The sequence below is a fragment of the Vibrio sp. D420a genome, from assembly GCF_030248625.1.
Taxonomy (GTDB): Bacteria; Pseudomonadota; Gammaproteobacteria; order Enterobacterales; family Vibrionaceae; genus Vibrio; species Vibrio fortis_A.
Genome location: NZ_JAHGAN010000005.1, coordinates 224638 through 248810, shown reverse-complemented (window position 1 = coordinate 248810; position 24173 = coordinate 224638). Strand labels below are relative to the sequence as shown.

Below are 24173 nucleotides of genomic sequence, written 5' to 3'. Positions count from 1 at the left end.
GGGCATTTCTTTCTAGCCTTTATAGTTTCTCACACGAGCGGCTTCAGCTTCGCGCTTGTCGACGACCGTTTTACCGATAGGTGCCAATGAAATCACAGCAAGCTTTAGGTGCTGAATGGCAAATGGAATACCGATGATAGTGACAAAGCACGCTACTGCAGATAGCACATGACCAATCGCCAGCCACACCCCTGCGAATACGAACCAAATGATGTTACCTATCATGCCAAGTGGGCTGGTGCCAATATCGCCTTCGTTAGTCAGCTCATCACGTGCGATAGCTTCCTGGCCAAATGGGAAGAACGAGAAGTTACCCATCACAAAACACGCCCTGCCCCAAGGGATACCGACAATCGTGATGAATGCTAATAGTCCGAAGAACCACCACGCCAATCCCATAAATACACCGCCGAACAAAAACCAAATGATATTGCCGATTGTTTTCATTGAGTGCTCTCCATAAATCTAAGATGCGACATTACACGTTGTAAGCCGTTGTTAAGGTTATTATTTCAAAACAAAGATGAACCGCCAATGAACCTTTGAAAATAAAGATCATTTGATACTCACCACGATTCTCATACACAAATCCTAGCAAGTGTGAGCTTCTTTGTTACTATAGCCGCAAGTTAACTATCGAATAGACTGTGTAGGCTTAATACCAATCACAGTAAGTAAGTGTTCAGAAATAGCGCAGAAAAAGGCTTGAGAACAAGGCAGCATTTTTCGATAAGTAGTTATTCTACAATCAAAAATTCTAACGCAGTTATCGAGCATTTTAACAAGCTAGTTCGAGCAATTATTTACTACGATTGGTATCAGACCTAGTAAACAGCAAGATTAAAGGTCGGGCTTTATGAGCAACAACGAGCAACCAAAAAAGAAGATGAAAAACTGGGTACCTATCGTTTTTTTCGCCGTACTCAGCACCATTCCAGTGTTTATGTTTTTAGTTGATGTCTACATCAATCAATACATGTAGACAAACGACAGAACGAGAAAGGCAGTGGCGCATAACCACTGCCTTTTTGTTTGGAACTAAGTGCTCAATCAGCTTAACTCGGAAACCAGCATGTCAAGAACATCGATAAATTCATGATCCGGAAGGTTCAATAGATTGTCGCCCACATACCATTCAATCTTACATTGGTGCGGTAACTCACAAGGGCTCGGATTCCCAATCCAAATTTTGTCTCGCACTGCAATTTTATCTCTTAACTCAATGCCCTCTTCCACACTCACTGGCAAGTAAAGATGCAGCATATTACTTTGGGGCTGTTTAGGGTTCACAATGAACTGCGGGTAGTCTTGAAGAATTTGATACACCTGTTTGGTGCGTTCAAACAACGCAGGCATCTGCGCCAAACGCTCATCAAACTGCATTGCAGCCGAAACGATAAATGGAGTTCTATGGTAAACATTACCACCTTGTCGCTTCATCCATAGTGATGCTTTATCAATGAATGCCTTACTGCCGAGTAGCAAAGAGCCACCCAACCCATTGATACCCTTATATAGAGAGACATAGGCAGAGTTGAAGCCATTAGCAATCTCTTTATAACTTTTTTGATAGTAAGCACCACATTCCCACAGGCGTGCACCATCCATGTGGAGATGAACATCATTGGTTTGACAGTAATCTTTAATGGCTTCTAGCTCTTCCCACTCTGGGAGCTGACCACCAATTTCACGCATAGGTAATTCATACAGCGCAGCAGCGATTTCATCAGGCCACGCTCTCAAATCGTCCACATTCCAAGTGCGATACACATTACCTAAAGGCAGGACATTGAAACGATTCTGAACCTGATAGCCTTGGCTCTCATGACGGATGATGTGACTCGATTCATGCATAGCAACGTTCTGGCAACGCTTCTCATCACATACGATTTGTAGAGCCGTAGGTTGGTTCATTGTTCCGGTGATCACAAATACTGCAGCCTCAAAACCAAGAAGATCGGCAACTTTCTGTTCGAACTCTTGAATGAACGCCCCATCACCATAGGTATCATGCGTTATGTCATGCTCTTCAGACCATTGAGCCATCTGTGAAAAGAGTTGTGCCGGTGTCGGATCGAAATGACCGGAGAGAAAAAGTTTGCACTGCTGACGTAGGTCCTTAGCCATAGGGTATTTCCTTTATTCGATGTTCAATTGATGTCGTCTTTGCGACTCTGATTTCTGACTCAAGGTAACACGAAACAAGACGCTATTTTGCCACTTAATACTGCATATTTAGATTTCTATTTCACAAGTCTTGTCGCAAAAAGCCCCAAAATCGCAAACGTTTCCACTTCTATCAAATAGTCGTACGTTATCTCGATCAAATCCAAGCTAATTCATTGTTCTTCAACTACTCTTCTATTATTGTAACGAGTAGATATTGTTCGAATTATATAAAGAGGGCCATATGTCGAAGAATCGAGTTCTGGTGTTGTTTGCACACCCATCTCAACACCGCTCTGAAGCGAACAAACCACTGTTTGACCAAGCCAAGAAAATTGAAAACGTCACGTGTGTCGATCTTTACGCTGAGTATCCAACCTTCAAGATCAATATTGACCGTGAGCAGAAGCGTCTTCTTGACCACGACATCATTATCTTTCAGTTCCCACTCTACTGGTATTCGACTCCAGCCATTCTAAAAGAGTGGCAAGATTTAGTCTTAGAATACGGCTTTGCTTACGGTACCGATGGCCATGAGTTAGAAGGCAAGAAGTTCCTGTGTAGCATTACTGCGGGTGGTAAAGAAGATGCCTACCAAACAGACGGCTACAACCACTTTACGATTCGAGAGTTGCTCCACCCTCTTGAACAAACTGCGTCTCTGTGTGGTATGGAGTACTTAGCGCCTTATGCTCTTTTTGGCTCACGAACCGCTTTAGAAGAGAACCGTATCGTTGGGCACGTTGAGCGCTACAAATTCTTATTGGAGTCATTAGTTGCCGGCGATATCGATTATAAGAAAGCGAAAAAAGCCGCCAAGCTAAACCACTACCTCGATGAAATCATGAACAAGGACTAAAGAATGACGGGATATTTTTTACAAGCCTTTATCTACTTAGTCGCCGCCGTTATCGCGGTACCTATTGCTAAGCGCCTTGGCTTAGGCTCTGTTCTGGGTTATCTAATTGCAGGTGTTGTTATCGGCCCTATCATTGGCCTTGTGGGCGAAGAAACAACAACCATCCAACACTTTGCAGAGTTTGGTGTGGTGATGATGCTGTTCTTAGTCGGCTTAGAGCTAGAGCCTAAAATGCTGTGGGCGATGCGCAATCGTCTAATGGGCTTGGGTGGCCTACAAGTTGGCGGTACAGCGGCGATTGTCATGGGCATCGCGCTTGTATTTGACCAACCTTGGACAATCGCATTAACCATCGGCCTCATTTTTGCGCTCTCTTCTACTGCGATTGTTCTTCAAACCTTTAATGAGAAAGGGTTGTCGAAAACAGAAGGCGGACAAAATGCTTTCTCTGTTCTTCTATTCCAAGATATCGCCGTTATTCCAATGTTGGCATTCATCCCACTATTGGCGCTACCGGAATTAGTTGAAGCAGCACAAAATGCAGTATCCACCGCGGCAGATCATCATGACGAGCTAAGTTTGGTTGCCGGACTACCGGGCTGGGCGTACGGCCTTGTGATTACCGCTTCGATTGCGTTAGTTGTTGTGGGTGGTCACTTCTTAAGTCGTCCACTCTTCCGTTTTGTAGCAAGCTCAGGATTGCGTGAAATCTTTACAGCAACCGCACTCATGTTGGTTATTGGTATCGCAGCATTAATGAGCCTAGTTGGCCTGTCTCCAGCGCTAGGTACTTTCCTCGCAGGCGTGGTACTTGCCAACAGTGAATTTCGCCATGAGCTGGAATCCAATATCGACCCGTTCAAAGGACTACTGCTTGGCCTGTTCTTTATTACGGTAGGTGCGGGAATCAACTTCGATGTACTGTTCAATGATTTCATCCTAATCATCGGACTGACTCTGGGTGTCATGCTATTAAAAGCAGCTGTGCTATTTACCTTGGCATTGATCTTCAAGATCAAGAACAGCGACCGCTGGCTATTTACACTGAGCTTGGCGCAAGCTGGTGAGTTCGGCTTTGTACTATTGAGCTTCTCTGCTCAAAACCATGTATTGCCATCTGATATCGTTCAAACTCTGTCTCTTGTTGTCGCCTTGTCGATGTTCCTAACTCCGGGTCTCTTCATCTTGTTCGATAAAGTGATCCTTCCTCGTTATGAACAGAAATCTAACGATAGAGAAGAAGACACTATAGAAGAGAAAGGCACTGTGATCATCGCGGGTATTGGTCGTTTCGGCCAAATCGTTAACCGTCTATTGGTATCTAACGGCGTAAACACGGTGGTACTCGATCACCAAGCCAACCAAGTCGATGTACTTCGCTCAATCAACATCAAATCATACTTTGGTGATGCGACTCGACCAGACCTACTGCACACAGCAGGAATCGAAGATGCGGCATTATTCGTTGTAGCCATCGATAATCAAGATGCGAGTGTCGAGCTGGTGAAATACGTGAAACACACTTATCCGAAAGTGAAAATATTGGCTCGTGCCTTCGACCGTGGACACAGCTACCGTTTAAGAGAAGTGGGTGCCGACTTTATTGAGTCAGAGACGTATCATTCAGCATTGGAAATGGGTGCAGAGGCGCTTCGCTCACTGGGTCACCATCCATTCTTTGTTGAACAGCAAAAGTCGACTTATATGCGTGTTGAAAATCGTAAGTCAGAAAAGCTATATAAAGCTTGGGCTGCGGCTGAAGATAACCCTCGTTACGACAACAACTATCGTCAAATCTTCATTCATCTAGAAGAAGCGATGAAAGAAGACATGAAGAAAGACCGTTCAGACAAGCATACCCGCTCGGAGCGTGGTTGGACGCCACCACCGAAAGGTTACGCTGACGACTTTGAGGAAGAAGAAGCGTAAGTCATCACGACCTCACACCCAAACGCGGCTAAATAAGCCGCGTTTTTTCGATTTCAGCACTGGGGAAACGCCAAATAACGTCCGTTCGGGAGATAAAAGCCTATCAAGTTCGGCTATCACAGCTGCATTTATGTGATCTATATTTGATTTTCCATTTCGAACGAAATTCGTATTTTTATGCACCCGTTTACATTTATGAAACATATCGCAGGGCATTCTCTTTAGAGATTTTATACGTCCCCTTCTCAACCCTACCGAACACAATCCGAATACATCACACTTAAACGTCCATTTCACTGGCTTTGAATAACATTGCATACACCTTTATGCATAAATAATTAACCATAAATAAATATTCATCCAACCAATTATTTAACCAGCAAAGTCACACGTAAAACCCATTAAATTTAACAAAAATATTTCAAATCATTTCTATTGTTACAATTTGTAACGAATACGGCTTATAGGTATAGTCCTGCACTTCAAAAAGTGAGGCGTTTGCCATCACCTAAAGGAGGAAAATAATAATGATTACTAATGATGCAGTAATAATGGGCCTGTTAGCCGTTATTCTTGGCGGTGTATTTATCACGGAAAGTAGCCAAAATAGCGCACTTAAAAAATTCTACTCGTTCGTTCCGGGTCTATTGCTCTGTTACTTCGTACCTTCACTACTTAACAGTTTTGGCATCATCGACGCTTCTAACTCAAAGCTATACTTTGTTGCCAGCCGATACCTACTTCCAAGCGCACTGGTACTTCTGATTATCTCAGCAGACCTTCGTAAGATCTTCGGTCTTGGCTCAAAAGCAGTGATCATGTTCCTTACTGGTACGCTCGGTATCATCATTGGTGGCCCTGCTGCAATTCTTATCATCGACCAGGTTAACCCTGACCTTGTATCTGGTGACGTTTGGCGTGGCCTCACAACTGTAGCCGGCTCTTGGATTGGTGGTGGTGCTAACCAAGCAGCAATGAAAGAAGTATTTGATGTAGACGACCAGCTGTTCTCTGCAATGATTACCGTTGATGTAATCTGTGCCAACATCTGGATGGCAGTGCTTCTGATTATGGCTGGCCGTCAGAAGAAAATTGACGCATGGTTGAAAGCCGATACATCATCTATCGAAGAGCTAAAAGAGACGGTATCTAAATACCAAGAAGAGAACGCGCGTCCTACAACAACGACCGATCTAATGAAAATCGCAGCGATCGCCTTTGGTTTAACTGGTCTTGCGCACTTCTTCAGTGACATCATTGCACCATGGATCTCAACCAATGCACCTGAGCTTGCAAAATACAGCCTAACTTCTGGCTTCTTCTGGCTCATCGTAATGGTGACAACATTTGCACTGATTGCTTCGTGCTTTAAGTCGACACGCAGCCTAGAGCACACTGGCGCCTCTAAAATTGGTTCTGCATTTATCTACATTCTGGTTGCAACCATCGGTATGCAAATGGACGTAACTGCAATCTTCGATAACCCAGGTTACTTCTTCATTGGTATTACTTGGTTGTCTATCCACGCAATCTTAATGATTGTGATGGCTAAGCTCATTCGTGCACCGCTGTTCTTCATGGCAGTAGGTAGCCAAGCTAACGTTGGTGGTGCAGCCTCTGCTCCAGTGGTTGCGGCAGCCTTCCATCCTGCTCTAGCACCTGTGGGTATCCTTATGGCCGTTCTAGGTTACGCACTGGGTACTTACGGCGCATACATCTGCGGTCTCATCATGCAGGCGGCTGCGGGCTAATCTACCCCACCTACGCATCTAAAAATCCGATATTGGGCGACCAGTGTCGGATTTTTGTTTTCTACTAGGTAGAGTCACCTGAAAGTGTTTACATTTTGTTCACACGCTCAGGTGCAGTATTGATGCTACTGGTACAAATAGACATGACTTGCATTAGAAGTCTCATTCTAAAACCAACAAGAGAGACCATTACGCATCGTTGATGAGTCATACACTCCGTACTAGGTTTAAAGCACAAAGCACGTTTAGTGAATGGAGAGACCTATGAAGAATTTCGTTATATGCGCAGCCATTACAGCACTCGGCATAGCAAGCATTCCGAGTTATGCCGCCTCTGAGGCGAATATCATCAGTAAAGCAGAAGCCATTGAAGCCGCTCTAGAATCTGTAGGGGTAGAAGTGTTGGGAATTCGACACGACGAACCTGATAACCAGTGGGACGTATTTGTCAGACACGGCGATAAAGCCTATGAAGTTGAAGTCGATGCGATAACAGGAAAGATCGTCGCTTCGGAAGAAGAGAGCTTAGCAGAGATACAAGCCGAACTATCAGGTGACCTGTCCCACGAAGGTGTACTCGGGGATGTTGATAAGTAATCTGAACGACCCATACAAAAATGCCCCAAATTTCTTTGGGGCATTTTTCATGTTGGTATTAGCTAAGGAGTTACCTTATTAGCTTATTCCCAATCTAGGATTACTTTACCAGACATACCAGAGCGCATCATGTCGAAGCCAGCTTGGAAGTCGTCCACTTTGTAGTGGTGAGTAATGATTGGTGTTAGATCTAAGCCTGATTGAATCAAAGAAGCCATTATGTACAAACCAACAATTAAACCTTACAAAACAACGGCTTAATTAAAATATATAAAGTTTATGGCGACAAAGTGGCGACAGTTTCAGTCGTTGTTATGACTCCCCCACTTCAATAGTAGGTGTCTTTCCCACCTTTCTTCCTATTTAGCGCCTACAAACAAGTAAGCACTGTAAGAAAATATGCCATAGAACTACAACAAAAAATCGAATTATCCTTTTATTTCAATTACTAAAAAGTAAAATCATGTATATTAAAACAGTTAAAAATGGCAATTCAGCCCTCTTATTTACGTAGTTTTTCAATGAATGTCGCCATTTCTGTCGCCACTTACATTATCTATAGGTTCAATGCTACTTTATCCAACTGTACTTTCAGCGATCTAGAAAATTCAATAGCTCCGGGTAATGCAAGATGGTCGTCATCAAAGAAATACTTGTTCTCTCCTTGATCCAACTTCTCAAAGAAGAAATCATGATAGTCATAAAACTCTATTGCCGGATGCTTCGCTAACTCATTCATATCAGATAAATGGGCGGGAACGAGTGACTGGATTTCTGGTGACTCGTAATATTCTCGTGTAAACGGTGGCATAAACAGGATTAGCTTTCCTCTCCGCTTTGACAAAGAATTAGCAATATCTACAACCCTTCTCATATTCTTCTGTCTAACATTTGAATCAGCACTTAAACTATTATTCATCATTTTAATATGTGCAGCAACAGTCTGCTCAGCATATTCAGGTATACATTTAGGCTTCATTAAGTTCCTTGAATAGCCATGTATGATTCCATCTTCTGACCTCGATTGGAAGGAATCACTATCAATGATAAAGCAGTCGTTGGGGTGTATTTTCCTTCTACTATTTTCATCCCAACGGAACGTGGTGAGTAATGTAATCAAATTGTCAGTTGCGAAACTTTTTGAGTCTCTTACAGGAAATGCATAATCAAGATAATTTGACACAAGTTCTATTGGATAAACAAGATAATCCAAGTATAGTAACGGTGAGTTTGATAACATCAATTTAACTCTCGACTTGTCAATACCATATGAACTTCGATTAATTAGAAGACCTCCTGGAGATAAAGGGTAAATAACAAATTTAACACTTTCAGCGTCCGGGATGATTCTAGATAGTTTAAAGTTAGCTTCTTCTATATCACCGCCGCCATCATAAAAGTTGATCCCTTTCCTCCCTAAGCTTTCAATGTGTATACTTTTGGCATGAGACGAACCAGCTACAATAACTTCAAAATCACCTTTAAAATTCTCATAATAATCGATTTTATTTTTATACCTCAATGCTACATCGTACTGACCTAAGTTTATTCGACTACCGATCCATTGCAAAACACCACTTACAATTAAAATCGAAATCGCTAGAAAAAAAATAAAAACAAGTAGCTTACTAAAAGGCAAAGTAGATAAAGACTTCACTAGAGAAACTCCCAAAAAACATCATTGTAAACAAAAGCAACATCGAAGCCATCCAATAGTAAATTGGATGACTCTCTACCAGCACATCTACGACTGATACTTTCTTGAATTCAGCCCAATAGCTAAATTGGCCTAAAACAAACGCTCCAATTAATGCAAAAATTAAATCAATCTTCCCATGTATAACACTTAACCCCCCTTGTTTGGAAATAGTTGTTAGATCAAACATTCTTTCCATTACTCTTAGCAACACTTCCATATCTGACACATAGAAAATCGTTGAAGAAAAAGACATGCAAACAAAAACCATGCTCATGCCGATTATTTTTTTATATCTATTAATGAAAAATATGTTACTCGTAAAGAAGTTTGAAATCGGGTTCCAAGATACGATTATGATACCTTGAATCAATCCAAATATTATAAAGTTCCAACTTGCCCCATGCCAAAAGCCTATCAATAGCAATGTAAACACTGTAATCAAGTTCCTAGCGCCGTCACTTTTATTTCTCAAAGCCAACGGCTTAAATACATAATCACCTATCCAACGCGTCAATGATATGTGCCATCTTTGCCAAAATTCCTTTAACGTTTTTGCAAACAACGGCCTTCTAAAGTTCACCGTAATCTCGACGCCAAATAGCTTAGCTACACCACGCGCTATCTCAGAGTATGCCATAAAATCACAATAGATTTTTATTAATGTCAAAGATCCAACTATCCAATATAACCAAAAAGGAAATACGACATCATTGAAGTAAACAGATGTTATAATGCCAGTTAAATTATCTGCTATTACAACCTTCAAAAACACCCCCCATAATATAAGAAAAAAACCATTGAAGAATTGGTTTTCACTTGGGGAGGACAAAGATTTTAATTGAGGAATTAAATTCCTACTTCGCTCAATAGGCCCAGCCACCAATTGAGGGAAAAAGCTGACAAATAAGCAAAAATTGCTAAGTTTATCTTCAGGCTTTACTTTACCTAGATAAACATCAAACGTATAACTCAACGACTGTAATGTATAAAAAGAAATACCTAGTGGTAAGAGTAGATTGTGAGCTTGAAAGTCAGATCCCAGTATATCGTTCATATTAGAGCCAATAAAATTCCAATACTTAAACGAAACAAGTATACCTAGATTAACTAATAGACTGATATACAGGTATACTTTTCTTCTTCCTCGGTCTCGTTCTCTCCACATCAATTTCCCGCAGTAATAATCTACTATTGAAGAGAAAAACATCAAAGGTGTATAGCGCCAGTCCCAGTAAGCATAAAAACTATAACTAGCCAAAAGGATAATCCAAGGTTTGAATCTATTAGGGGAAAAAAAATAGAGGAAGAAAACTATCGGCAAAAATATAAGAAAAATAACAGATATGAAAGACATCCTAGAAGTCACCCGAGGTTCATTAGAAAGCACAAATCCATGGCTTAAGGCTATGCCTATCATAAGCTATCCTGCGCCAAGAGAAAAGTTCTTAAAGATCAGCTATTTTGCCAATCATCGACTCAAATCTCAGTCCTGCTCAACTAGTTGGCCTACACTAAACGTGTTTCATTTTACTTTGTATAAACCAACAGAGCTGCCGTTTGTTACTTCAACCTCTGCGTTCTGGGTGATTTCGTCTACCACTGCATTTGCGATAGCTTCTGCGAACTTCCCTGCCATGGCGAACTCGCCATCTAGAACGAAACCTTGCGCTTTCAACTCTGTTTCTAGTTTTTGTCTTAACGATGGTTTAGTTAATGCCATTACGACTTCCCTGCAAATACTGAGGTTGATACATCTACATGCGGTTTACCCATGAATGGGCAAATGCTTGCACCTGTGCAAACTCCTTTACCACCATTCATCTTTATCGACTCTGCATTCTCGGTGATATTTTTAGCCGTGGTTGTCTTATTACCCTTGACGGTTTCCGTGTGGTCACCTTCAATTTCAGCTAAACGATTTTCCAGTACTTTAATTCGTTGGTTAAGGCATTCCAATTTATCGTCTTTATCTGTCTTTCGCTCAAAGTTTCCATCTTGGTCTACCAATTGGTAAACGCCTTGCCGTTGTTGGTATCGGCTTTCACCTTCTTTGATACCTGGTAGCTTGAAGCCAAGTGGTAGAACGCAACGAATAAAAGGCTTGTCTGGTTGTCCAAACATAAAACCTAACTCTACAATGCTGCCAATAGCAGGTGGCTCTAATCGACCAGCATGATCACCAAGACCTGGAACCGGAAGTGGTACCGCCTGCAGTGGTGGTTTATCTTCGTATTCCATGCCTTTTTCATCGAGTAGCTGAACATCGACTGCATAGTGAGGATAAAAGCGATCAGACAATTCACCCTCTTCTGGTAGTTCTGGCAATGCAACCACCTTTCCCCATCTTGGCAAATGCCACTGGCCTGTGAACTCTGGAAACAACCTAAAGATAATGCGCTTAATAACATTCACATCCATGTTAGCTTTGCCTCCGTTCCTTCAAACTCTACACCAATTAATCGGAGTCCATTCACGACAACACCTGGCTTTAGTTTTGGAATAGCCGGTATCTTTACTGACTTGTTGGCTGTGTGGTTTGTCATTAGCTCATTAGGTATGGTGACAGCCTTATCTGCCCAGAATGAATCTTTCCAACTGCCTACGTAAATTTGTCCGTTGCCCTGTTGCTGCCAGAACAAGCCATCAATGCTGAACGCTTGAGCTAGTTCGTCCATAACTCGATAGCCGTTACCATCGCTATAAAAACAAGGTATGGCTGTTTTGCTGTAGGCTTTCTCTGGTACCACAAATTGAAGTCCCGTTCTATTAGTCACTTCGCTAAGAAGCTGCATAAGTGTCGGGTGACGCATGATGATATTGAGTGGCTTATAAAGTATTGCCGCTAATTCGCGGCAAAACACTTTTGACCAGCCTTTTTCTGCAGGTTGTACTCGCTCAATATAACCGAGAAAGACGCGGCTGATATCACTGCCCCAACCTAAATCTACCGCAATGATGGTATTAAGTTCGGGGTTACCTTCAATGGCAAGCTCACAACGACCTGGAGTGTTTTCGCTAAAGACAATGCGATGGCTTTTCACCTTGGCTTTATCTTTACCCAAATAAGCACGGCAAAGGAACTTGTTGGTTGTCGTCATAAATCACCATTAGCCCAAAGCATTGTCGACAGCTTTTAGCACCTTCATCACACCAGTTAATTCGACTTCAGTATCTGGCGGCGCATCCTCGGTCTGTCCCGTTTCAATTGGAGTACTTACACCTTGCACTTTTTGTTGTGCTGCAGGCTCATCCGGTTGGCGTTGCTCGACTCGTTCGGGTACCGATAAGTACTCAACTAGCTCAAATGAAACGCTCCATTGTCTATGAGAATCTTGCTCATCAGCACGAACTACACCTTGGAATTTCACTTGGCGAATTTTCAAAGCTTCTGCTGTTTTATTACTGATACGGTAGATATGGCGAGAGCCACTTTCTAACGCTTCGGCCATACTAAACAAGTTAGTGAGAAGTTGTTTCTTACTGAATGGGATCACACCTTTTATAGTTAGAATCTTGCCCTTAGTACCTGTTTCTGCTTGGTCAGTAGCCGAAGTTTGACCGGACATATCTTGTCCGGCTAACTGTTGACGAACGCTAATGCGTAAGTTCTTTAACGGAAGTTGTGAGCCGTCGAGAGTTAGCATTATGATCACCCAACTGATTCAGGTAGAGGAATTCGCTCTTTTATTTCTACAACCTTATCCAACCACCTTTGCTTGTATTGGTCAGCATCTAGATTGCCCGTCTCCTCTTCGTACTTCCATTCGTTACGAAGTGGGTCAGACTCTGCGGCATAAGCTTTCATGCGAAGGCTAACCGCTTCATCATATTGCGCTTGATGAATAATAGCGGCTTTGTCCTGCTCTGAAATATCTAACGCCTTCCAAGCATCACTCGTTGTTTCAAAATTTAGATATTGCTTACCTTGGTATTTAAAACTGATATCCATTATTAGCACCCAATCATATACGAGCCTTTAGCTCCGAATTGCATTGTTTCATAAAGGGGGTCAAACAAGCGTACGTTTGCACCTAATGTCAATTGATATGTCACCACAGCCATTAAAGATTTATAGTAAGTCGGTGATATCAAATCATAGCTACTTGCCGTATCCGCTACCGTCAATCCACCAAAGTTAACTTGGTTATATAGCCCACCCGGCTCAGTAACAGATGAGCCAAGATAATGTACTTTAATTAAATACTTAGCTGCGCCAGTTGGTGTAATCATTCCACCATTCATGTTGATGATGCTGTTAGTCGGTGAAAATGCGGTCTCAACAAATTGATTGTATGTACTGGCATAACTGAACTTAATGGAACTCACAATAGGTATAATTCTTGCGTTGAAGTTGTATGTAGTATCTTGCAAGAAAAATGTTAAGTGCTTGTTCAGCAATACAATATTATCATCAATATCAATTACTTGATTACTGCTACCTCTAACACAAATACAAGCCCCTACTGGTGCGGAATCAACTAATGCTTTCAGAGTTTTATACGGCCGTAAACTACTGCCCGTTGCTGTGCCATCATCACCATTAACCGTATCCAAATATAGATGTTGATTAAGCTCATCATCTACAGCGGTAGGAATCGCAACATCAACGCGGCCTATTGCCTCATCTGTTCGTTGAACAGCCAATGCAACTTCATTGCGGATATCTCCAATTAGCCCTGAAACATCATCTGCCAATTCTCGGCTTTCTTGCGTTTGGGCTATCGACTGGTCTATAGCTTCCTGCAATAGCTTCTCAATAGTTTGATTAACCATTTAGTTTCTCCAGTGCATTCAATCGTTCAGTGATTTGAATATTCTTGTGATAAAGCTCGATGATGTGTTTTTGAGAAGCAAAGTGATTTGCTGCTAACGACACCACCATCGTGTCAAAGTAATTAATTTTGTCTGAATAATTGAATTGCCATGTTTCGGCAGGCACAGTGATATTTGTGATTGCTTGTGCGCCCGAGAACTTGAGCAAGAAGTTACGCGTTAAGTTGTTCCCTTCTTCACCCGTCAATTCGTTATTCTTACGCTTAGACTGAACCACCATGTGGTTAGCAGACACCAACACGCCTTCTTCACTGACTAACCCAAGCCAATTGAAATCAAAGTTTCCCACTGTGTTATCCAAAATGAGTGAGTAAACCACTTCATTCGAATTTACATAGGCACTTCGAGTTGGCGCCATTCTTAGTCGAATTTGGTTGCTTAGTGGCAACGACTGATTTCTTTCTGGCGGCACTGAAGGATCAACATCTGGCACGTAAGCCAAAACAAACTCTGCAATTTCTAGTGACTCTTCCGCTTGCTGCTTTTGTGCAATAAGCTGTTCGCCCGCGATAGTAATAACTGCCATATTCTTATCCTATTGAAGCTGAGTAGGTTTCATGGGTATGGCTGAACTCAGCGACCGAAATATAAAAATTAGCGGTAGTAGTCACATCAAAGCTGTAACGTCGGCATGTTCGCCCATATTGCCTTACAATGGCGTCCATCAAACCAGGTACATCGTTAATGTCCCCATCATTCACTTTGACGCTCACGATATCCCAAGGGTAATAGTTCAGCCTTTCGTCAATTTTGATATGTGGATAACCGAGTTTGGCAAACATATCTTCCCAACCCACTTCTGAGCCGCCACCTGCTGCAAAGGAATAAGCAAAGTTCACCCGTATGCGATAAATCTCTTCTGGCTCTTCAGGTAGTCGCTCGATGTCTCGTTGCCAAGCAATCAAGTCCACAAACTCAATGGGTGCCACCATCGGATCTAATTGCTGCAGCGGCCACTCCAACACGGCTTTGATTGCATCCCAGTATCCAAGAAGGGCGTTAGCTAATTTGAGGATTTCCCCTTTGCCCATCCAGTGCTTTAGCTTAAATTCAGGCAGTTGCAATGGTCACCCCCAAGCTATTAATGCGAGGTACTTCCATACCATTGGCAATATCAGCATTATCAAACTCAATCGACTCAAGTTCAGGGAACTGGCCGTGAAGCTCTTGCGCCAATCTTGAAAAACTAAAGCGCGATGATGGTTTCGTTTTTGTCGCCTTGTAGTCCGTGTTCTGCCTAAATGCTGAACCAATGAATAGACCGATATCCGTTTCTAAGTCTTGCCTTTCAGCCCCTGTGAGCACTCGCCCAACCCACGCTTTACATGTCACATCAATCAAGTTACCTGGCATCGCATACACAAGAAGGTCATCACCATGACCATGGTTGCCATCACGATTTATATGATTGTTTAAGTCACTGAGCATTTGAGAAGAAGGTTCGCCCGAGTCCAATAAAATGAATGCATTGGCTGAACCCGCACCGCGTGGGGCGTTATGCTCGAAGTAAACATTTTCACTGTTGATACCCGCTCGTAGCATGAGTAATGAACGATAAGCTGCGTCTATATGCCACTTCGCCACACCGCTGAACTGGTTGCGGATACGAACTCGAAGCTGATCATCACTCTCTTCGTCGGCTCCGGCTTCAATAAGCCAATCAGCTGAGTTAACTACTTGTCCGATACCTGGTACTGCAGTAGCAAAAATGTGGTAGTAGCCCTCACCAAGGTTATAGGCCGCACCTTCATGCTCTGCTTCCACTTCGCCAATAACCGACAGCTCATTTTCAGGCAGCGTGGTATCTTCTTTTAACACCACTCGATAAACCGTGCCGTTAATAGGGTCAGTTTGAATATATGTCCCTTTAGGTACGACAATAGCCGGTCCCTTTGATGCAGCTCGATGAAACACTATTTGCCCTAATGCTTTCGTTGCAGGTTTGCGTTGTACGTTGAACTGCCAAGCCCATAAGTCGAGCCATTTCCCCACTGCCGTAGCAACAAACATATTCGGCAGAACATACCCAACCAAAAACGTATTGATAAGCCACACTGTTGGGCTGATCACCATGGTTTCAATCAAACGCCAAAACGGTGAGTACTTGGAGTCGTTAGCAATAATGCTACCTTGCTTCTCCGCTTCCTCCTTCAGCACTGCTTTCCATTGGTCTTCATCAAGAGGTAAGCCTGCTTTTTTAGCAAGTTCGGTAAAATCTGGTTTAGGTATATCAGTCAAGGTTCACCTCTGTGCTTACTTCGCCAAACTCAAGGGTTTCTGCAAAAATGTAAATTAAGCCATCATTAACTTCGTCAATACGCACTGTACCTGGTACCAGCCGCACATCTTCTTCAACCAAGAGTTCTAGTTGTGTCCGAGCATCCGCCTTTTTCGACGGGCTGCGCTCTGCAATCAGGTACACGGCCAAGTTACTCTCGATAATGGCGTGTTTAATGTCTTGGGCGATCACTGCTCTGTCTTGAATCAATACAGGGTTACGACCTGCATCAAGCGCCACGTCACCGTTTTCAATGAGCAAATCTTGGTATTTAAAATCTGCCATTAGCCTGCCGCCATTTCTAATTCACTTGCCATGTCTTGTGGGCTATTCATGTACGTTGGATAAATTGCCACACCACCGTAATTGGTTGAGCTCGTTTGGTAGCTAGCAATACTCTTGGCCGCGCCACCTGGCTGAATTTGTGCTTGAGGTGTTGCACGTTTTACTGACTCAGATTGAATCGGAGCCGTTTTATCGTCACTGCCGAAACCTGGTATCCAGTCAATCAGCCCTTTCATTGTTTCCCAGATGTCTGCCAACTTGTCAGTAAACCAACTAAATACGCTCCCAAAGATGTTTCGCATCGAGTCGGCCATTTGCCCAATAAAGGCAAAGCCACTAGTATCGGTAAAACCACTCATTACCCATTGCCAACCTGCCGATAGGAAGTTGAATAGGGTTTGAAATGGCAATGTCACTAGTTCTACCGCACCAGAAATTGCGGTAAACCACCATGTATCAGCCATTTCCGCTGTAAACAGGTGCCAACCCAACACTAGGCTCTCAAACCCGCCTTTCAACCACGACACCACTTGCCCAATGAAGGCAAAGCCACTGGTATCGGTAAAGCCGCTCATCACCCACTGCCAACCAGCTTTAACAAACTCGAACATGGCCTTAAATGGCAGGGTGATTAACGTGATTGCTCCTTCAAGTACCTGGAACCACGTTGTGTCACCAAATGAAGCTTTGAGATCATCCCAGTAGTAAATCAATGCCCCTACTGCTGCGATTGCCGCTACCACTGCACCAACGACCAAAATGATTGGGTTAGCAGCTAGCGCAATGTTGGCTGCTAACACGGCCACACGTAGTGCTGCCATGCCCTTAGTAAATAAGAAACTTACACCCGTGAACATCTTCATGGTGAGCATGTAAGTTGCCATTGCTTGCTTACCCACACCCATCATCAAGGTAAATGCACCGCCTGCTGCTGCAGCACCTAAAATCGCTATTGCCGCAAAGCCAATGTATTTAGTGATGTTCGGGAACATCTGTGTCCATTGAACAATTGCGGTAGCTCCTTCAGCCATACCGCCAACAACAGGCAAGATGGCAGGTAGAAGCGCAGAACCGAAAGCAGCACTTATGGCAAAAACGCCTTGCTCTAACCGCTCCCATTGGTCGGTCATGGCTCCCGCCATTTGTTCAGCGACATCAAGCCCTTTGGCTTTGCCAAGCTCATTTATTGAAGTGGCGAGTCCATCAGTGTTTTGCATCAGAAGTTGGATCATGGCTGTGGCTTCTTGAGTACCAAACGCTTTACTCAGCTCTGCCGCTTCCGCTACCGAAATTGTTTCACCATAACGGCCCTTGATTTGATTCAAAATATCGACCATTGGCAGCATTTGACCTTGAGCATTCGTGAACTGCATATTCAAGGCTTCTTGAGCCTTGGCCGTACCCGCTAAGAAAGCACGATATTTGGTACCCGCTTCACTACCACTCATGGTGGACTGCAAAGTACCAAGAATCGCCATTTGCTCAGTCATGCCCACACCGACAGAGGTTGCCGCAGCACCGACAGAGGTGAATGCCGATGACATGCCCTCACCAGTGGTCTTAAACATCTGAACCGCTTTCGCTGTTTGACCACCCAACACATTTACCCAATCCGCCTTACCAATTTCGTTGGCTGAATTCTGGAAAATGCCGTACATGGTGCCGACATAGTTGGTAATGGTTGAAGTATCTGCTTTGGTCGCTGCAGCGAGCACCCCAGACGCACGGGTAAACTCAGAAAGCTCATTGCCACCTAAGCCAGAAATAGCGGATTGAATATCATAAGAAGCCGCCACAAAATCTGCGGCTGACTTGCCATAGTCCACGGCAAATTCAAGTGCCGTGTCACTTAGCTGCTTCAACTGCTCATCAGCAACACCAAGAGATTTAACCTCACCTAATGCCCTATCCATTTCAATGGCAGGCATCAAGGCTTGTTGTAATGCAAAGCCTGCACCCACCATGCCTGCTGCACCTGCCATCATGGTATGAGTACCTTGACGATAGGTGTTGGTGACATCGGTCATTTGTCGTTGAATATTGCCCAGAGGTTTTGAAATCTGGTCAATTAATCCAACTTGAAATCTGAGTGCTTCTGGTAACATCAACAACTCTCTACTTACTTTGCGAACTGAAGCTTAGTGGTTAACCGCCAAAGGCTTTGGCTACACCGCTAGCGGTAACGGCTTGCATGTTTTCCCAATGGTTCTTCTCTAACCAAATCGCATAAGCTAGGTTCTGTTCAGTATCCGGTTCATTAGGTAGCCACTTTCGCCGCCACGCATACATTTTTTGCCTGTCGCTACTATCAATGGCAGCGACAAGCCCATCTATTTTTTTACCGAAATAGAAAGCTTAGGCGCGTACTCTTTAAGAACGGCACCGTAAATCTGCGTTGCTGCGCCTGGGTTCTGCTTAGTAATTTCACGCAGTGCGTCTTTTGAACCTTCACTAACGCTACTCATTAGGAAGTTATGAGCTGCGCTGCTCGCATCACCTTGCAAGATGGTGTTTTGTGCGTCGTCGTACTCGGCTGGCGTTGGGTTGAATTCAAGGTCTGTCGTACCAACGGTTAAAACAATGGTTTTTGTCATGCTGCTTCTCGCTTCAATGTGTCGTAAATTCGAGTGAGTCCAGTTTCTAATTGACGTTCTAGTCGTTCGAAGCCATCCCTAACTTCTTCTTTAGTGGCGAAGTTCTCCGCCACATGTGTTTTGTAGTCAGCAAGCTCTTTTGTTAGAGAAAACAGCTTGCCAATCAAAGCGCCAGTTAACATCACCAACAAGGTGGCAAGGGCAACCAGTGCGGATAACCAAGTCGGGTCCATCGCTATTCCTTCTGTGGGATTTCCTTCAAGCGTTTGCCCTGAAGTGCTGCAATGATGTCGTCAACAGTTTCTTGAAGAACATCATTTGTGCTTAAGCCTTTTAGTGTTTCCAAGCCCCACACCACCAAGCGAGTCGCAAAGCGCTCAAGAATGATTTTCCAACCGATTTGAAAGAACAGGCCTTTCAAAACTTCGAGTAAGGTTTTGCCGATAATTCCAGTTAAAAAGCTCATTAATCTTCTCCAACCATGGATTTGTATGCGTTGAGGTAATCCGCTTCAGTAGCCTTACCTGCGTGAGTGTTCCAATACTTTTTGGCGTATCGCGCAAGCCCTTCCAAATCATCCGCTTCGGGCAGAGCTTCTGGGAACCGAATCAAGTTCAACCGTGCAGTAGCAACCGCAAACTGAGGGGAAATCACCATATAATCCGCATCGCTTTCACAAATAGGATCAGCACCAACTGGCCCAAACATAGATAAAGCATCCAACAAGTGAGGGCGCGATTTGCCTAGCCACTCAATCAACCATCGGAATGTCGCTGGCTCCATCTGGGTAAAACCAAGAGCAGGACCACGAACCTGTTTTGAGTAGGTCAACTTTCCAGACTCATGAGCCACAATCATCAAAATCAGATTGATAGCGGCTTGCGTGTTCATTTTTCCGTATCCGCCTGTTGCCATATCTAAATGGTCAAGAACCGGCTTAATCACATGCTCAACAAAGAGCTTTCCTAGTTTCATCGCGTCATTCTCTCCATGTCGCTTTGGCACTGGGTGCAATATTGGCACCCTGGTACTTTCTGGCGGCGTTCTTCGGGTATTGGGTCGCCACATTCGCCGCATTCCTGTGCGCTTTCCCGCAGTTCAATTCGCTTAGCCCTTGCCAGTTGGTTGGCAAGCGCCACTTCTGTGAATTGGGTTTCAAGGCCACTGGCATGGTCGATAACATCAGACATCACGCCCCCTTATTACTGCACCAAGTCTTCGGTTTCGTCCGAACGCAGATATGATGTGCCGTTGATCTTCACAAAGTCTGGGCTTGTCACTTCAAACGGCAGTTTGTGAACCAATGCGCTGCCACCGTTAGAATCAACATCGAGCAAATCAGAGATTTTGATTCGACAACCAAAGGCTTCTACTTTCAGCTCGTCTTTATCAATCTTGCCGAAGAAAAGCGCATCGAAATCAGGCAACCCACGCCATGAACCCGCTTGGCTTGCTGCTTTGCTCAACTGGTTAAATTGTTGAGTAGTGAGCTCCATTTCACCGCTTGCTTCTACGTCGCCATCTACCCAACCATCTGGTACGCCAGAGGTTTTATTCACGGCTGAATTGTCGGTAATAGATAGGGTGACTTTTTGCGCTTTCAGCTTGTAGTCGCCCATTGAAAAGTGCATGTTCTTGCCAGAAATACGCATGCTCATTGGTTACGCCTCCGAATCTGCAGGGTTAGAGAGATCAAGCCCAATGTTGACCACAATGTGTTTCGGACAGTTATGAGGACGAACCATTAAGCCAATGTTTACTTTGGTTTTGCTCATCCACTGAATTGACACATCTTCATCGCGTGGTGGCATGATTTCACCAGGGAACGGAATGCCGCCAATCTCAGTAGTCTTCGACATGTCGCGCATGTCTTTACTGAAGTAAGTGCGGTTGAGCTCGATACTTGGTGGTGTCGAATTAAGAATGCGATCAGCAATGCGGCGGATCGCTTTGATGCGAACGCGGCGATTCAGTTTGTGAACCGGACGAACGTATTCTAGATATTGATAGTCCCCGCCCTTCGCTTCCAACGTAGTCGCGTCTGTCCAATACACCCCTTCCATGTCGGCATACCATTGCGGCAGTGAATAACGCGCATCGGCTAACACTGCGATGGTGCTCATTTCCAGTGGTTTACCTGCGCTATCAATAGGCATTTCACCAAGCCCCAACACGCTGCCCGTAGCTACTCGCATTGGACTGTCGGCGACGGTCACCGCTCGATCGCTCAAGCGCCCACCCAATACACCGATGTTATTGCCATTAAGCATCGGCACAGGCGTCACCATATTGGCCGACACATCTTTCACTAACGCCAATAGACTGGTTTCGTATTTCGCCCAAGTTTGCTTACTCTTATCGATGCCAGGACACGCCGCTAAGAAGAACACCCAACGGCCAAGCTTGCTGGTGAGCTCAGTCGCTTTACTTTGCATCGATTGAAAGTCTGCTTTGCTGGTCACGATGTCCACCACACAAACCCCTTCAAACGAGTCTGTGCGGTTGGCAATATCAACCGCTTCCCGCCACGTTTTACCCTCAGCGAGACCAAACACGGCTCCCGTCCAGTTCTGTTTGCCATTGAGCTGCGCCGCTTTGAGGTTAGCGCCAAGCACGTCATCGGCTACGACCTCATCAAGGTTGGTCATGTTATTCACACGCGTGACTTTGCCTTGCAGTTCAACTTTATCGGTGCGCCCGATGTAGAGCAGGTGGCGTTCAATCTCTGGAATCCCGCCTTGCCCTAAATTGAGGTTGTTTACCTCTACCTTTCCGGTTGCCATTGGTTGTTTCCTCGCTTATGTTCGCGTCTTGGCCTGCTCAAAGATCTTTATGAGTTGGCGGGTTACTTCGCGTTCGTTACTGCCTAATATCTGGCGTTCTGCTAATGGGATTTCCCAAGCGGTGACATTGGGCTGATTGCTCAGCTCCCGGATAATTTGCCCTGCTTGCCCATGGGTAACGGTTTCCATCAATAGACGAAGGCTTGGCTTTTTCCGTCCTTTGCCGCTTTTTCTCGGTACCGTGTAACCCAGTTCCCTTAGCTTTCGCGCTTGCCCTTTACTGCAAGGCGCTGAATAGTCTGGTGCTCCCCAACGCTTTTGCATTTGGAGCTTGGTCATTTTTTGTTTTTGACCAACGTGGTGCCTGGCTGCAATTCTTGCGGTGAGCTTGTTGTTCCAAGTTAGGTCGAGCATGTTGGCGTTTCGTACATAAGGGGTTAACCCTTTCGCCATACGGCGCATCACTTTGCCGCGCTTCTTCCCTTTTTTGGGCTGTAATGCTTGCCCATGAATATCTTTCTGTTGCTGAATGCGTTTGCGTGTATTGGTCTTTTCCCATCGGCCAAGGGTTTTCAGTATCCAGACTCGCTTTTTGGGTGGTAGTGCTAACATGGCAAGCTTTTCTTGCATGCTAAGCACATCCCTTTTATTCGCACTAATCGTCGGTTTCATTCACCAACTCCGCTTCTTCTGCGGTGTAAATCTCTACGGCCTGAACTCGGTATTTGATTCCGCGCCAGGTAATCATTCCGGCTTCTGAATCTGGTACCAACTCGATAGGCTCCATCAGCTCAAGCTCTATGCTCACATCAGCGACTTCATTGCTGATCACATCCACCGATAGCGTTGGGTCTTCAAGTTCCTGTTCGTTTCGGTCTTCTTCATGGTCGCTTAACCAACAGGCAACCAGAGCTAACAAACAACGTGGGTCTAACAATCGGTGAGGAAACTCCTCTACCGAGATCACCGCGTTGTATTTCCAGTAACACGCGATGTAACCATCGTTGCCTCGGTCTTCACCACTTGGGACAATCGAGCCGTTCTCTTGCCAAGCATCAATTTTGTTATCAAGTACGTTGCTATTAAGGTGGCTAACGATGTATTCCGTTAAATGCTCAAGCTTGGTCTTGTTGTAAACCGTGTCGCTCATATCGAATCGATACCATTGGCACTGCGCCCGAGCAATTGAGAGACATCTTTATTACTTTGAGCTAGAAAACGGGCCGCCTGTTGTGGCTCATCTATCGCCGCGTTGTCCCCTTCTTTACGCCTGTCTTGCGTCGCAAACTCGGGTAACAATTCAGAATGAGCTCGGCCATACACAGCACGTTTGTACAATGTGGTTTTGGCGATGCTCATTGATGGCGGAATACCATCAACCAACAAGCGGTCTAACTTCTGTTGAATATTCAGCGCGGCAATCGTGATGGCCGCAGCAATAGAGTCGTTATCAAACGTATGCGGAATACGGCGTAATTGGCGAAACTCATCGGTCGATAAACTTGGCCAACCTTCACCAGGTATGGCTTGGTCACTCGTTTTATCCATTTTTCCGCCAAAGCTCATGATTCAACCTCTTTGCTACTGCAGTTAATTAGGGCGCCTCTAGCCACTGAGTCGACGGAATAAACGCAGTGATAAATCACTTGTTCTTCCTCGTCAGCCGAGGCGCGGTGGCGTTGGAGTCTTTACAGGTTATTGCCTGACTCGAGTGCTCGAATACGTTGGTCGATATTGTCGATCATTGTGCCGACACCAATGGCTGCGTACTGTTCATGAGCTTCTTCAAGGAACACTTTCGCCTTTTGTAAGGTTTCAACATTCCCGACTGATGCGGCGTGTGGCTTACCTTTGTCATTTCGAATCAGATTAAGGCCAGCGAATTTAAGCCACTTAGCTGTTGGCTTTTCGTTGATGCTCCACTCATTGCGAACTTTTTCAAAAACTTGAGAAAAGTAAGGCTCGATGGAATGACATTGTTCAGCCATACGCTCAGACCAGGCCAATACTTCATCAGCACAGAATGTAGCGAAGTCACGCTTGAATCGTTCCGGCGTATCCAGCCCACGTTCGATGGCAATACCACACCATTCAATCGCAGTATCAAGATCTTCGATGTCGAACAGCCAAATCACCATCTGGGCAAACAACGGATTATCAAACTGTTCATCGCCGGCTAGATAATCTTCCACCGCTGTGCGGTACTTGGGTACGAGCACGTCACGTTTATGTTCGACCTTTTCATCTGTTCGGTTGAAGTTCTTCAAGACTTTCAAGTCTGTCTCTAGCTCTGCCAGTAACAGGTGCAAGCTGTTCGGGTTAGCGATAACATTTTCACCTTGTTGTCGCTCTTCCTTTTCAATGATTTGCTGACGCGCTTTTGCTAAAGGGCTTGCCAT

Annotated in this window: 31 protein-coding genes and 2 pseudogenes; 5 read left to right on the top strand and 28 right to left on the bottom strand. The window is 44.5% G+C overall.

The genetic code is table 11. The annotated features are described in order from the left end of the window. Positions 1 to 12 precede the first annotated feature (12 nt). Positions 13 to 447 carry a YccF domain-containing protein gene (locus KI743_RS06715; protein ID WP_032550353.1) on the bottom strand — a complete coding sequence of 145 codons (435 nt, stop codon included), beginning with the start codon at positions 445 to 447 and terminating at the stop codon, positions 13 to 15. A 409-nt stretch (positions 448 to 856) separates the two neighbouring features. Between KI743_RS06715 and KI743_RS06710 the strand changes: the two genes are divergently transcribed. Next, the gene (locus KI743_RS06710) at positions 857 to 982 is read left to right on the top strand and encodes a hypothetical protein (RefSeq protein ID WP_268844467.1); all 126 of its coding nucleotides are present in this window, start codon (positions 857 to 859) and stop codon (positions 980 to 982) included. A gap of 68 nt (positions 983 to 1050) precedes the next feature. Here KI743_RS06710 and KI743_RS06705 read toward each other — a convergent pair whose 3' ends face one another. Continuing rightward, positions 1051 to 2127, bottom strand: coding sequence for a low specificity L-threonine aldolase (locus KI743_RS06705; RefSeq protein WP_285465668.1), 1077 nt, complete (start codon positions 2125 to 2127; stop codon positions 1051 to 1053). Between the two features lie 283 nt (positions 2128 to 2410). Here KI743_RS06705 and KI743_RS06700 point away from each other — a divergent pair, with 283 nt between their 5' ends. From KI743_RS06700 to KI743_RS06685, 4 genes are all read left to right on the top strand, one after another. After that, a complete protein-coding gene (locus KI743_RS06700; protein WP_285465667.1) occupies positions 2411 to 3025 on the top strand; it encodes an NAD(P)H-dependent oxidoreductase in 615 nt (204 codons plus the stop codon). 3 nt (positions 3026 to 3028) lie between these two features. Beyond that, positions 3029 to 4954 (top strand): monovalent cation:proton antiporter-2 (CPA2) family protein, encoded by a 1926-nt coding sequence (locus tag KI743_RS06695; protein ID WP_285465666.1) that lies wholly within the window; start codon positions 3029 to 3031, stop codon positions 4952 to 4954. A 527-nt stretch (positions 4955 to 5481) separates the two neighbouring features. After that, positions 5482 to 6705: a DUF819 domain-containing protein gene (locus KI743_RS06690; RefSeq protein ID WP_032550349.1), complete on the top strand. Its 1224-nt coding sequence runs from the start codon at positions 5482 to 5484 to the stop codon at positions 6703 to 6705. A 264-nt stretch (positions 6706 to 6969) separates the two neighbouring features. After that, positions 6970 to 7302: a PepSY domain-containing protein gene (locus tag KI743_RS06685; protein WP_285465665.1), complete on the top strand. Its 333-nt coding sequence runs from the start codon at positions 6970 to 6972 to the stop codon at positions 7300 to 7302. 83 nt (positions 7303 to 7385) lie between these two features. Here KI743_RS06685 and KI743_RS06680 read toward each other — a convergent pair. From KI743_RS06680 to gpM, 26 genes and pseudogenes are all read right to left on the bottom strand, one after another. Beyond that, a pseudogene (locus KI743_RS06680) lies at positions 7386 to 7526 on the bottom strand (L-threonine 3-dehydrogenase); the annotation flags it as partial. 332 nt (positions 7527 to 7858) lie between these two features. After that, entirely contained in the window at positions 7859 to 8959 is a 1101-nt protein-coding gene (locus tag KI743_RS06675) for a hypothetical protein (protein ID WP_285465664.1), read from the bottom strand. Then, positions 8931 to 10418, bottom strand: a complete 1488-nt coding sequence (locus tag KI743_RS06670) for an MBOAT family protein (protein ID WP_285465663.1) — start codon at positions 10416 to 10418, stop codon at positions 8931 to 8933. Before KI743_RS06670 ends, KI743_RS06675 begins: the two co-directional genes overlap by 29 nt. A 105-nt stretch (positions 10419 to 10523) precedes the next feature. Then, positions 10524 to 10721 (bottom strand): hypothetical protein, encoded by a 198-nt coding sequence (locus KI743_RS06665; RefSeq protein WP_285465662.1) that lies wholly within the window; start codon positions 10719 to 10721, stop codon positions 10524 to 10526. Continuing rightward, a complete protein-coding gene (locus tag KI743_RS06660; protein ID WP_285465661.1) occupies positions 10721 to 11419 on the bottom strand; it encodes a hypothetical protein in 699 nt (232 codons plus the stop codon). The genes KI743_RS06665 and KI743_RS06660 overlap by 1 nt, the downstream gene beginning before the upstream one ends. After that, complete coding sequence (locus KI743_RS06655; RefSeq protein WP_285465660.1) at positions 11410 to 12099, bottom strand: hypothetical protein; 690 nt, start codon at positions 12097 to 12099, stop codon at positions 11410 to 11412. Before KI743_RS06655 ends, KI743_RS06660 begins: the two co-directional genes overlap by 10 nt. Before the next feature lie 9 nt (positions 12100 to 12108). Then, entirely contained in the window at positions 12109 to 12645 is a 537-nt protein-coding gene (locus KI743_RS06650; RefSeq protein WP_285465659.1) for an adenine glycosylase, read from the bottom strand. 5 nt (positions 12646 to 12650) lie between these two features. Beyond that, positions 12651 to 12950: a hypothetical protein gene (locus KI743_RS06645; RefSeq protein WP_285465658.1), complete on the bottom strand. Its 300-nt coding sequence runs from the start codon at positions 12948 to 12950 to the stop codon at positions 12651 to 12653. A gap of 2 nt (positions 12951 to 12952) precedes the next feature. Continuing rightward, positions 12953 to 13774 (bottom strand): hypothetical protein, encoded by an 822-nt coding sequence (locus KI743_RS06640; RefSeq protein ID WP_285465657.1) that lies wholly within the window; start codon positions 13772 to 13774, stop codon positions 12953 to 12955. Between the two features lie 126 nt (positions 13775 to 13900). Beyond that, a pseudogene (locus KI743_RS06635) lies at positions 13901 to 14360 on the bottom strand (phage tail protein); the annotation flags it as partial. A gap of 4 nt (positions 14361 to 14364) precedes the next feature. Beyond that, positions 14365 to 14865, bottom strand: coding sequence for a hypothetical protein (locus KI743_RS06630; protein ID WP_373417820.1), 501 nt, complete (start codon positions 14863 to 14865; stop codon positions 14365 to 14367). 19 nt (positions 14866 to 14884) lie between these two features. Next, complete coding sequence (locus KI743_RS06625) at positions 14885 to 16072, bottom strand: baseplate J/gp47 family protein (RefSeq protein WP_285465654.1); 1188 nt, start codon at positions 16070 to 16072, stop codon at positions 14885 to 14887. Then, the gene (locus tag KI743_RS06620) at positions 16065 to 16397 is read right to left on the bottom strand and encodes a DUF2590 family protein (RefSeq protein ID WP_150868730.1); all 333 of its coding nucleotides are present in this window, start codon (positions 16395 to 16397) and stop codon (positions 16065 to 16067) included. The genes KI743_RS06625 and KI743_RS06620 overlap by 8 nt, the downstream gene beginning before the upstream one ends. After that, entirely contained in the window at positions 16397 to 18502 is a 2106-nt protein-coding gene (locus KI743_RS06615; protein ID WP_285465653.1) for a phage tail tape measure protein, read from the bottom strand. Before KI743_RS06615 ends, KI743_RS06620 begins: the two co-directional genes overlap by 1 nt. Positions 18503 to 18542: 40 nt before the next feature. After that, positions 18543 to 18686, bottom strand: a complete 144-nt coding sequence (locus KI743_RS06610; RefSeq protein ID WP_016791730.1) for a hypothetical protein — start codon at positions 18684 to 18686, stop codon at positions 18543 to 18545. Positions 18687 to 18727: 41 nt separating this feature from the next. After that, entirely contained in the window at positions 18728 to 18991 is a 264-nt protein-coding gene (locus KI743_RS06605) for a putative phage tail assembly chaperone (RefSeq protein WP_285465652.1), read from the bottom strand. Then, on the bottom strand, positions 18988 to 19224 hold the full coding sequence (locus KI743_RS06600) for a hypothetical protein (protein WP_150868727.1): 237 nt from the start codon (positions 19222 to 19224) through the stop codon (positions 18988 to 18990). Before KI743_RS06600 ends, KI743_RS06605 begins: the two co-directional genes overlap by 4 nt. A gap of 2 nt (positions 19225 to 19226) precedes the next feature. Further along, positions 19227 to 19457, bottom strand: a complete 231-nt coding sequence (locus KI743_RS06595; RefSeq protein WP_010437017.1) for a hypothetical protein — start codon at positions 19455 to 19457, stop codon at positions 19227 to 19229. Further along, a complete protein-coding gene (locus tag KI743_RS06590) occupies positions 19457 to 19966 on the bottom strand; it encodes a hypothetical protein (protein ID WP_206971248.1) in 510 nt (169 codons plus the stop codon). The genes KI743_RS06595 and KI743_RS06590 overlap by 1 nt, the downstream gene beginning before the upstream one ends. Continuing rightward, positions 19963 to 20181: a TraR/DksA C4-type zinc finger protein gene (locus KI743_RS06585; protein WP_285465651.1), complete on the bottom strand. Its 219-nt coding sequence runs from the start codon at positions 20179 to 20181 to the stop codon at positions 19963 to 19965. The genes KI743_RS06590 and KI743_RS06585 overlap by 4 nt, the downstream gene beginning before the upstream one ends. Positions 20182 to 20193: 12 nt before the next feature. Further along, a complete protein-coding gene (locus KI743_RS06580) occupies positions 20194 to 20649 on the bottom strand; it encodes a phage protein (protein WP_102363524.1) in 456 nt (151 codons plus the stop codon). A gap of 3 nt (positions 20650 to 20652) precedes the next feature. After that, complete coding sequence (locus KI743_RS06575; protein WP_285465650.1) at positions 20653 to 21774, bottom strand: DUF2586 domain-containing protein; 1122 nt, start codon at positions 21772 to 21774, stop codon at positions 20653 to 20655. A 15-nt stretch (positions 21775 to 21789) separates the two neighbouring features. Next, positions 21790 to 22446: a virion morphogenesis protein gene (locus KI743_RS06570; protein WP_285465649.1), complete on the bottom strand. Its 657-nt coding sequence runs from the start codon at positions 22444 to 22446 to the stop codon at positions 21790 to 21792. Next, positions 22430 to 22924, bottom strand: a complete 495-nt coding sequence (locus tag KI743_RS06565) for a phage tail protein (protein ID WP_285465648.1) — start codon at positions 22922 to 22924, stop codon at positions 22430 to 22432. The genes KI743_RS06570 and KI743_RS06565 overlap by 17 nt, the downstream gene beginning before the upstream one ends. Beyond that, the gene (locus KI743_RS06560; RefSeq protein WP_150868721.1) at positions 22921 to 23340 is read right to left on the bottom strand and encodes a head completion/stabilization protein; all 420 of its coding nucleotides are present in this window, start codon (positions 23338 to 23340) and stop codon (positions 22921 to 22923) included. The genes KI743_RS06565 and KI743_RS06560 overlap by 4 nt, the downstream gene beginning before the upstream one ends. A 122-nt stretch (positions 23341 to 23462) precedes the next feature. Further along, entirely contained in the window at positions 23463 to 24173 is a 711-nt protein-coding gene (gene gpM, locus KI743_RS06555) for a phage terminase small subunit (RefSeq protein ID WP_285465647.1), read from the bottom strand.

Bases quoted from the DNA above. Each gene is read 5' to 3' on its own strand.
- KI743_RS06715 (WP_032550353.1), bottom strand. From the start codon at position 447: ATGAAAACAATCGGCAATATCATTTGGTTTTTGTTCGGCGGTGTATTT.
- KI743_RS06710 (WP_268844467.1), top strand. From the start codon at position 857: ATGAGCAACAACGAGCAACCAAAAAAGAAGATGAAAAACTGGGTACCT.
- KI743_RS06705 (WP_285465668.1), bottom strand. From the start codon at position 2,127: ATGGCTAAGGACCTACGTCAGCAGTGCAAACTTTTTCTCTCCGGTCAT.
- KI743_RS06700 (WP_285465667.1), top strand. From the start codon at position 2,411: ATGTCGAAGAATCGAGTTCTGGTGTTGTTTGCACACCCATCTCAACAC.
- KI743_RS06695 (WP_285465666.1), top strand. From the start codon at position 3,029: ATGACGGGATATTTTTTACAAGCCTTTATCTACTTAGTCGCCGCCGTT.
- KI743_RS06690 (WP_032550349.1), top strand. From the start codon at position 5,482: ATGATTACTAATGATGCAGTAATAATGGGCCTGTTAGCCGTTATTCTT.
- KI743_RS06685 (WP_285465665.1), top strand. From the start codon at position 6,970: ATGAAGAATTTCGTTATATGCGCAGCCATTACAGCACTCGGCATAGCA.
- KI743_RS06670 (WP_285465663.1), bottom strand. From the start codon at position 10,418: ATGATAGGCATAGCCTTAAGCCATGGATTTGTGCTTTCTAATGAACCT.
- KI743_RS06665 (WP_285465662.1), bottom strand. From the start codon at position 10,721: ATGGCATTAACTAAACCATCGTTAAGACAAAAACTAGAAACAGAGTTG.
- KI743_RS06660 (WP_285465661.1), bottom strand. From the start codon at position 11,419: ATGGATGTGAATGTTATTAAGCGCATTATCTTTAGGTTGTTTCCAGAG.
- KI743_RS06655 (WP_285465660.1), bottom strand. From the start codon at position 12,099: ATGACGACAACCAACAAGTTCCTTTGCCGTGCTTATTTGGGTAAAGAT.
- KI743_RS06650 (WP_285465659.1), bottom strand. From the start codon at position 12,645: ATGCTAACTCTCGACGGCTCACAACTTCCGTTAAAGAACTTACGCATT.
- KI743_RS06645 (WP_285465658.1), bottom strand. From the start codon at position 12,950: ATGGATATCAGTTTTAAATACCAAGGTAAGCAATATCTAAATTTTGAA.
- KI743_RS06640 (WP_285465657.1), bottom strand. From the start codon at position 13,774: ATGGTTAATCAAACTATTGAGAAGCTATTGCAGGAAGCTATAGACCAG.
- KI743_RS06630 (WP_373417820.1), bottom strand. From the start codon at position 14,865: ATGGGCAAAGGGGAAATCCTCAAATTAGCTAACGCCCTTCTTGGATAC.
- KI743_RS06620 (WP_150868730.1), bottom strand. From the start codon at position 16,397: ATGGCAGATTTTAAATACCAAGATTTGCTCATTGAAAACGGTGACGTG.
- KI743_RS06615 (WP_285465653.1), bottom strand. From the start codon at position 18,502: ATGTTACCAGAAGCACTCAGATTTCAAGTTGGATTAATTGACCAGATT.
- KI743_RS06610 (WP_016791730.1), bottom strand. From the start codon at position 18,686: ATGTATGCGTGGCGGCGAAAGTGGCTACCTAATGAACCGGATACTGAA.
- KI743_RS06605 (WP_285465652.1), bottom strand. From the start codon at position 18,991: ATGACAAAAACCATTGTTTTAACCGTTGGTACGACAGACCTTGAATTC.
- KI743_RS06600 (WP_150868727.1), bottom strand. From the start codon at position 19,224: ATGGACCCGACTTGGTTATCCGCACTGGTTGCCCTTGCCACCTTGTTG.
- KI743_RS06595 (WP_010437017.1), bottom strand. From the start codon at position 19,457: ATGAGCTTTTTAACTGGAATTATCGGCAAAACCTTACTCGAAGTTTTG.
- KI743_RS06590 (WP_206971248.1), bottom strand. From the start codon at position 19,966: ATGAAACTAGGAAAGCTCTTTGTTGAGCATGTGATTAAGCCGGTTCTT.
- KI743_RS06585 (WP_285465651.1), bottom strand. From the start codon at position 20,181: ATGTCTGATGTTATCGACCATGCCAGTGGCCTTGAAACCCAATTCACA.
- KI743_RS06580 (WP_102363524.1), bottom strand. From the start codon at position 20,649: ATGAGCATGCGTATTTCTGGCAAGAACATGCACTTTTCAATGGGCGAC.
- KI743_RS06575 (WP_285465650.1), bottom strand. From the start codon at position 21,774: ATGGCAACCGGAAAGGTAGAGGTAAACAACCTCAATTTAGGGCAAGGC.
- KI743_RS06570 (WP_285465649.1), bottom strand. From the start codon at position 22,446: ATGAAACCGACGATTAGTGCGAATAAAAGGGATGTGCTTAGCATGCAA.
- KI743_RS06565 (WP_285465648.1), bottom strand. From the start codon at position 22,924: ATGAGCGACACGGTTTACAACAAGACCAAGCTTGAGCATTTAACGGAA.
- KI743_RS06560 (WP_150868721.1), bottom strand. From the start codon at position 23,340: ATGAGCTTTGGCGGAAAAATGGATAAAACGAGTGACCAAGCCATACCT.
- gpM (WP_285465647.1), bottom strand. From the start codon at position 24,173: ATGGCAAGCCCTTTAGCAAAAGCGCGTCAGCAAATCATTGAAAAGGAA.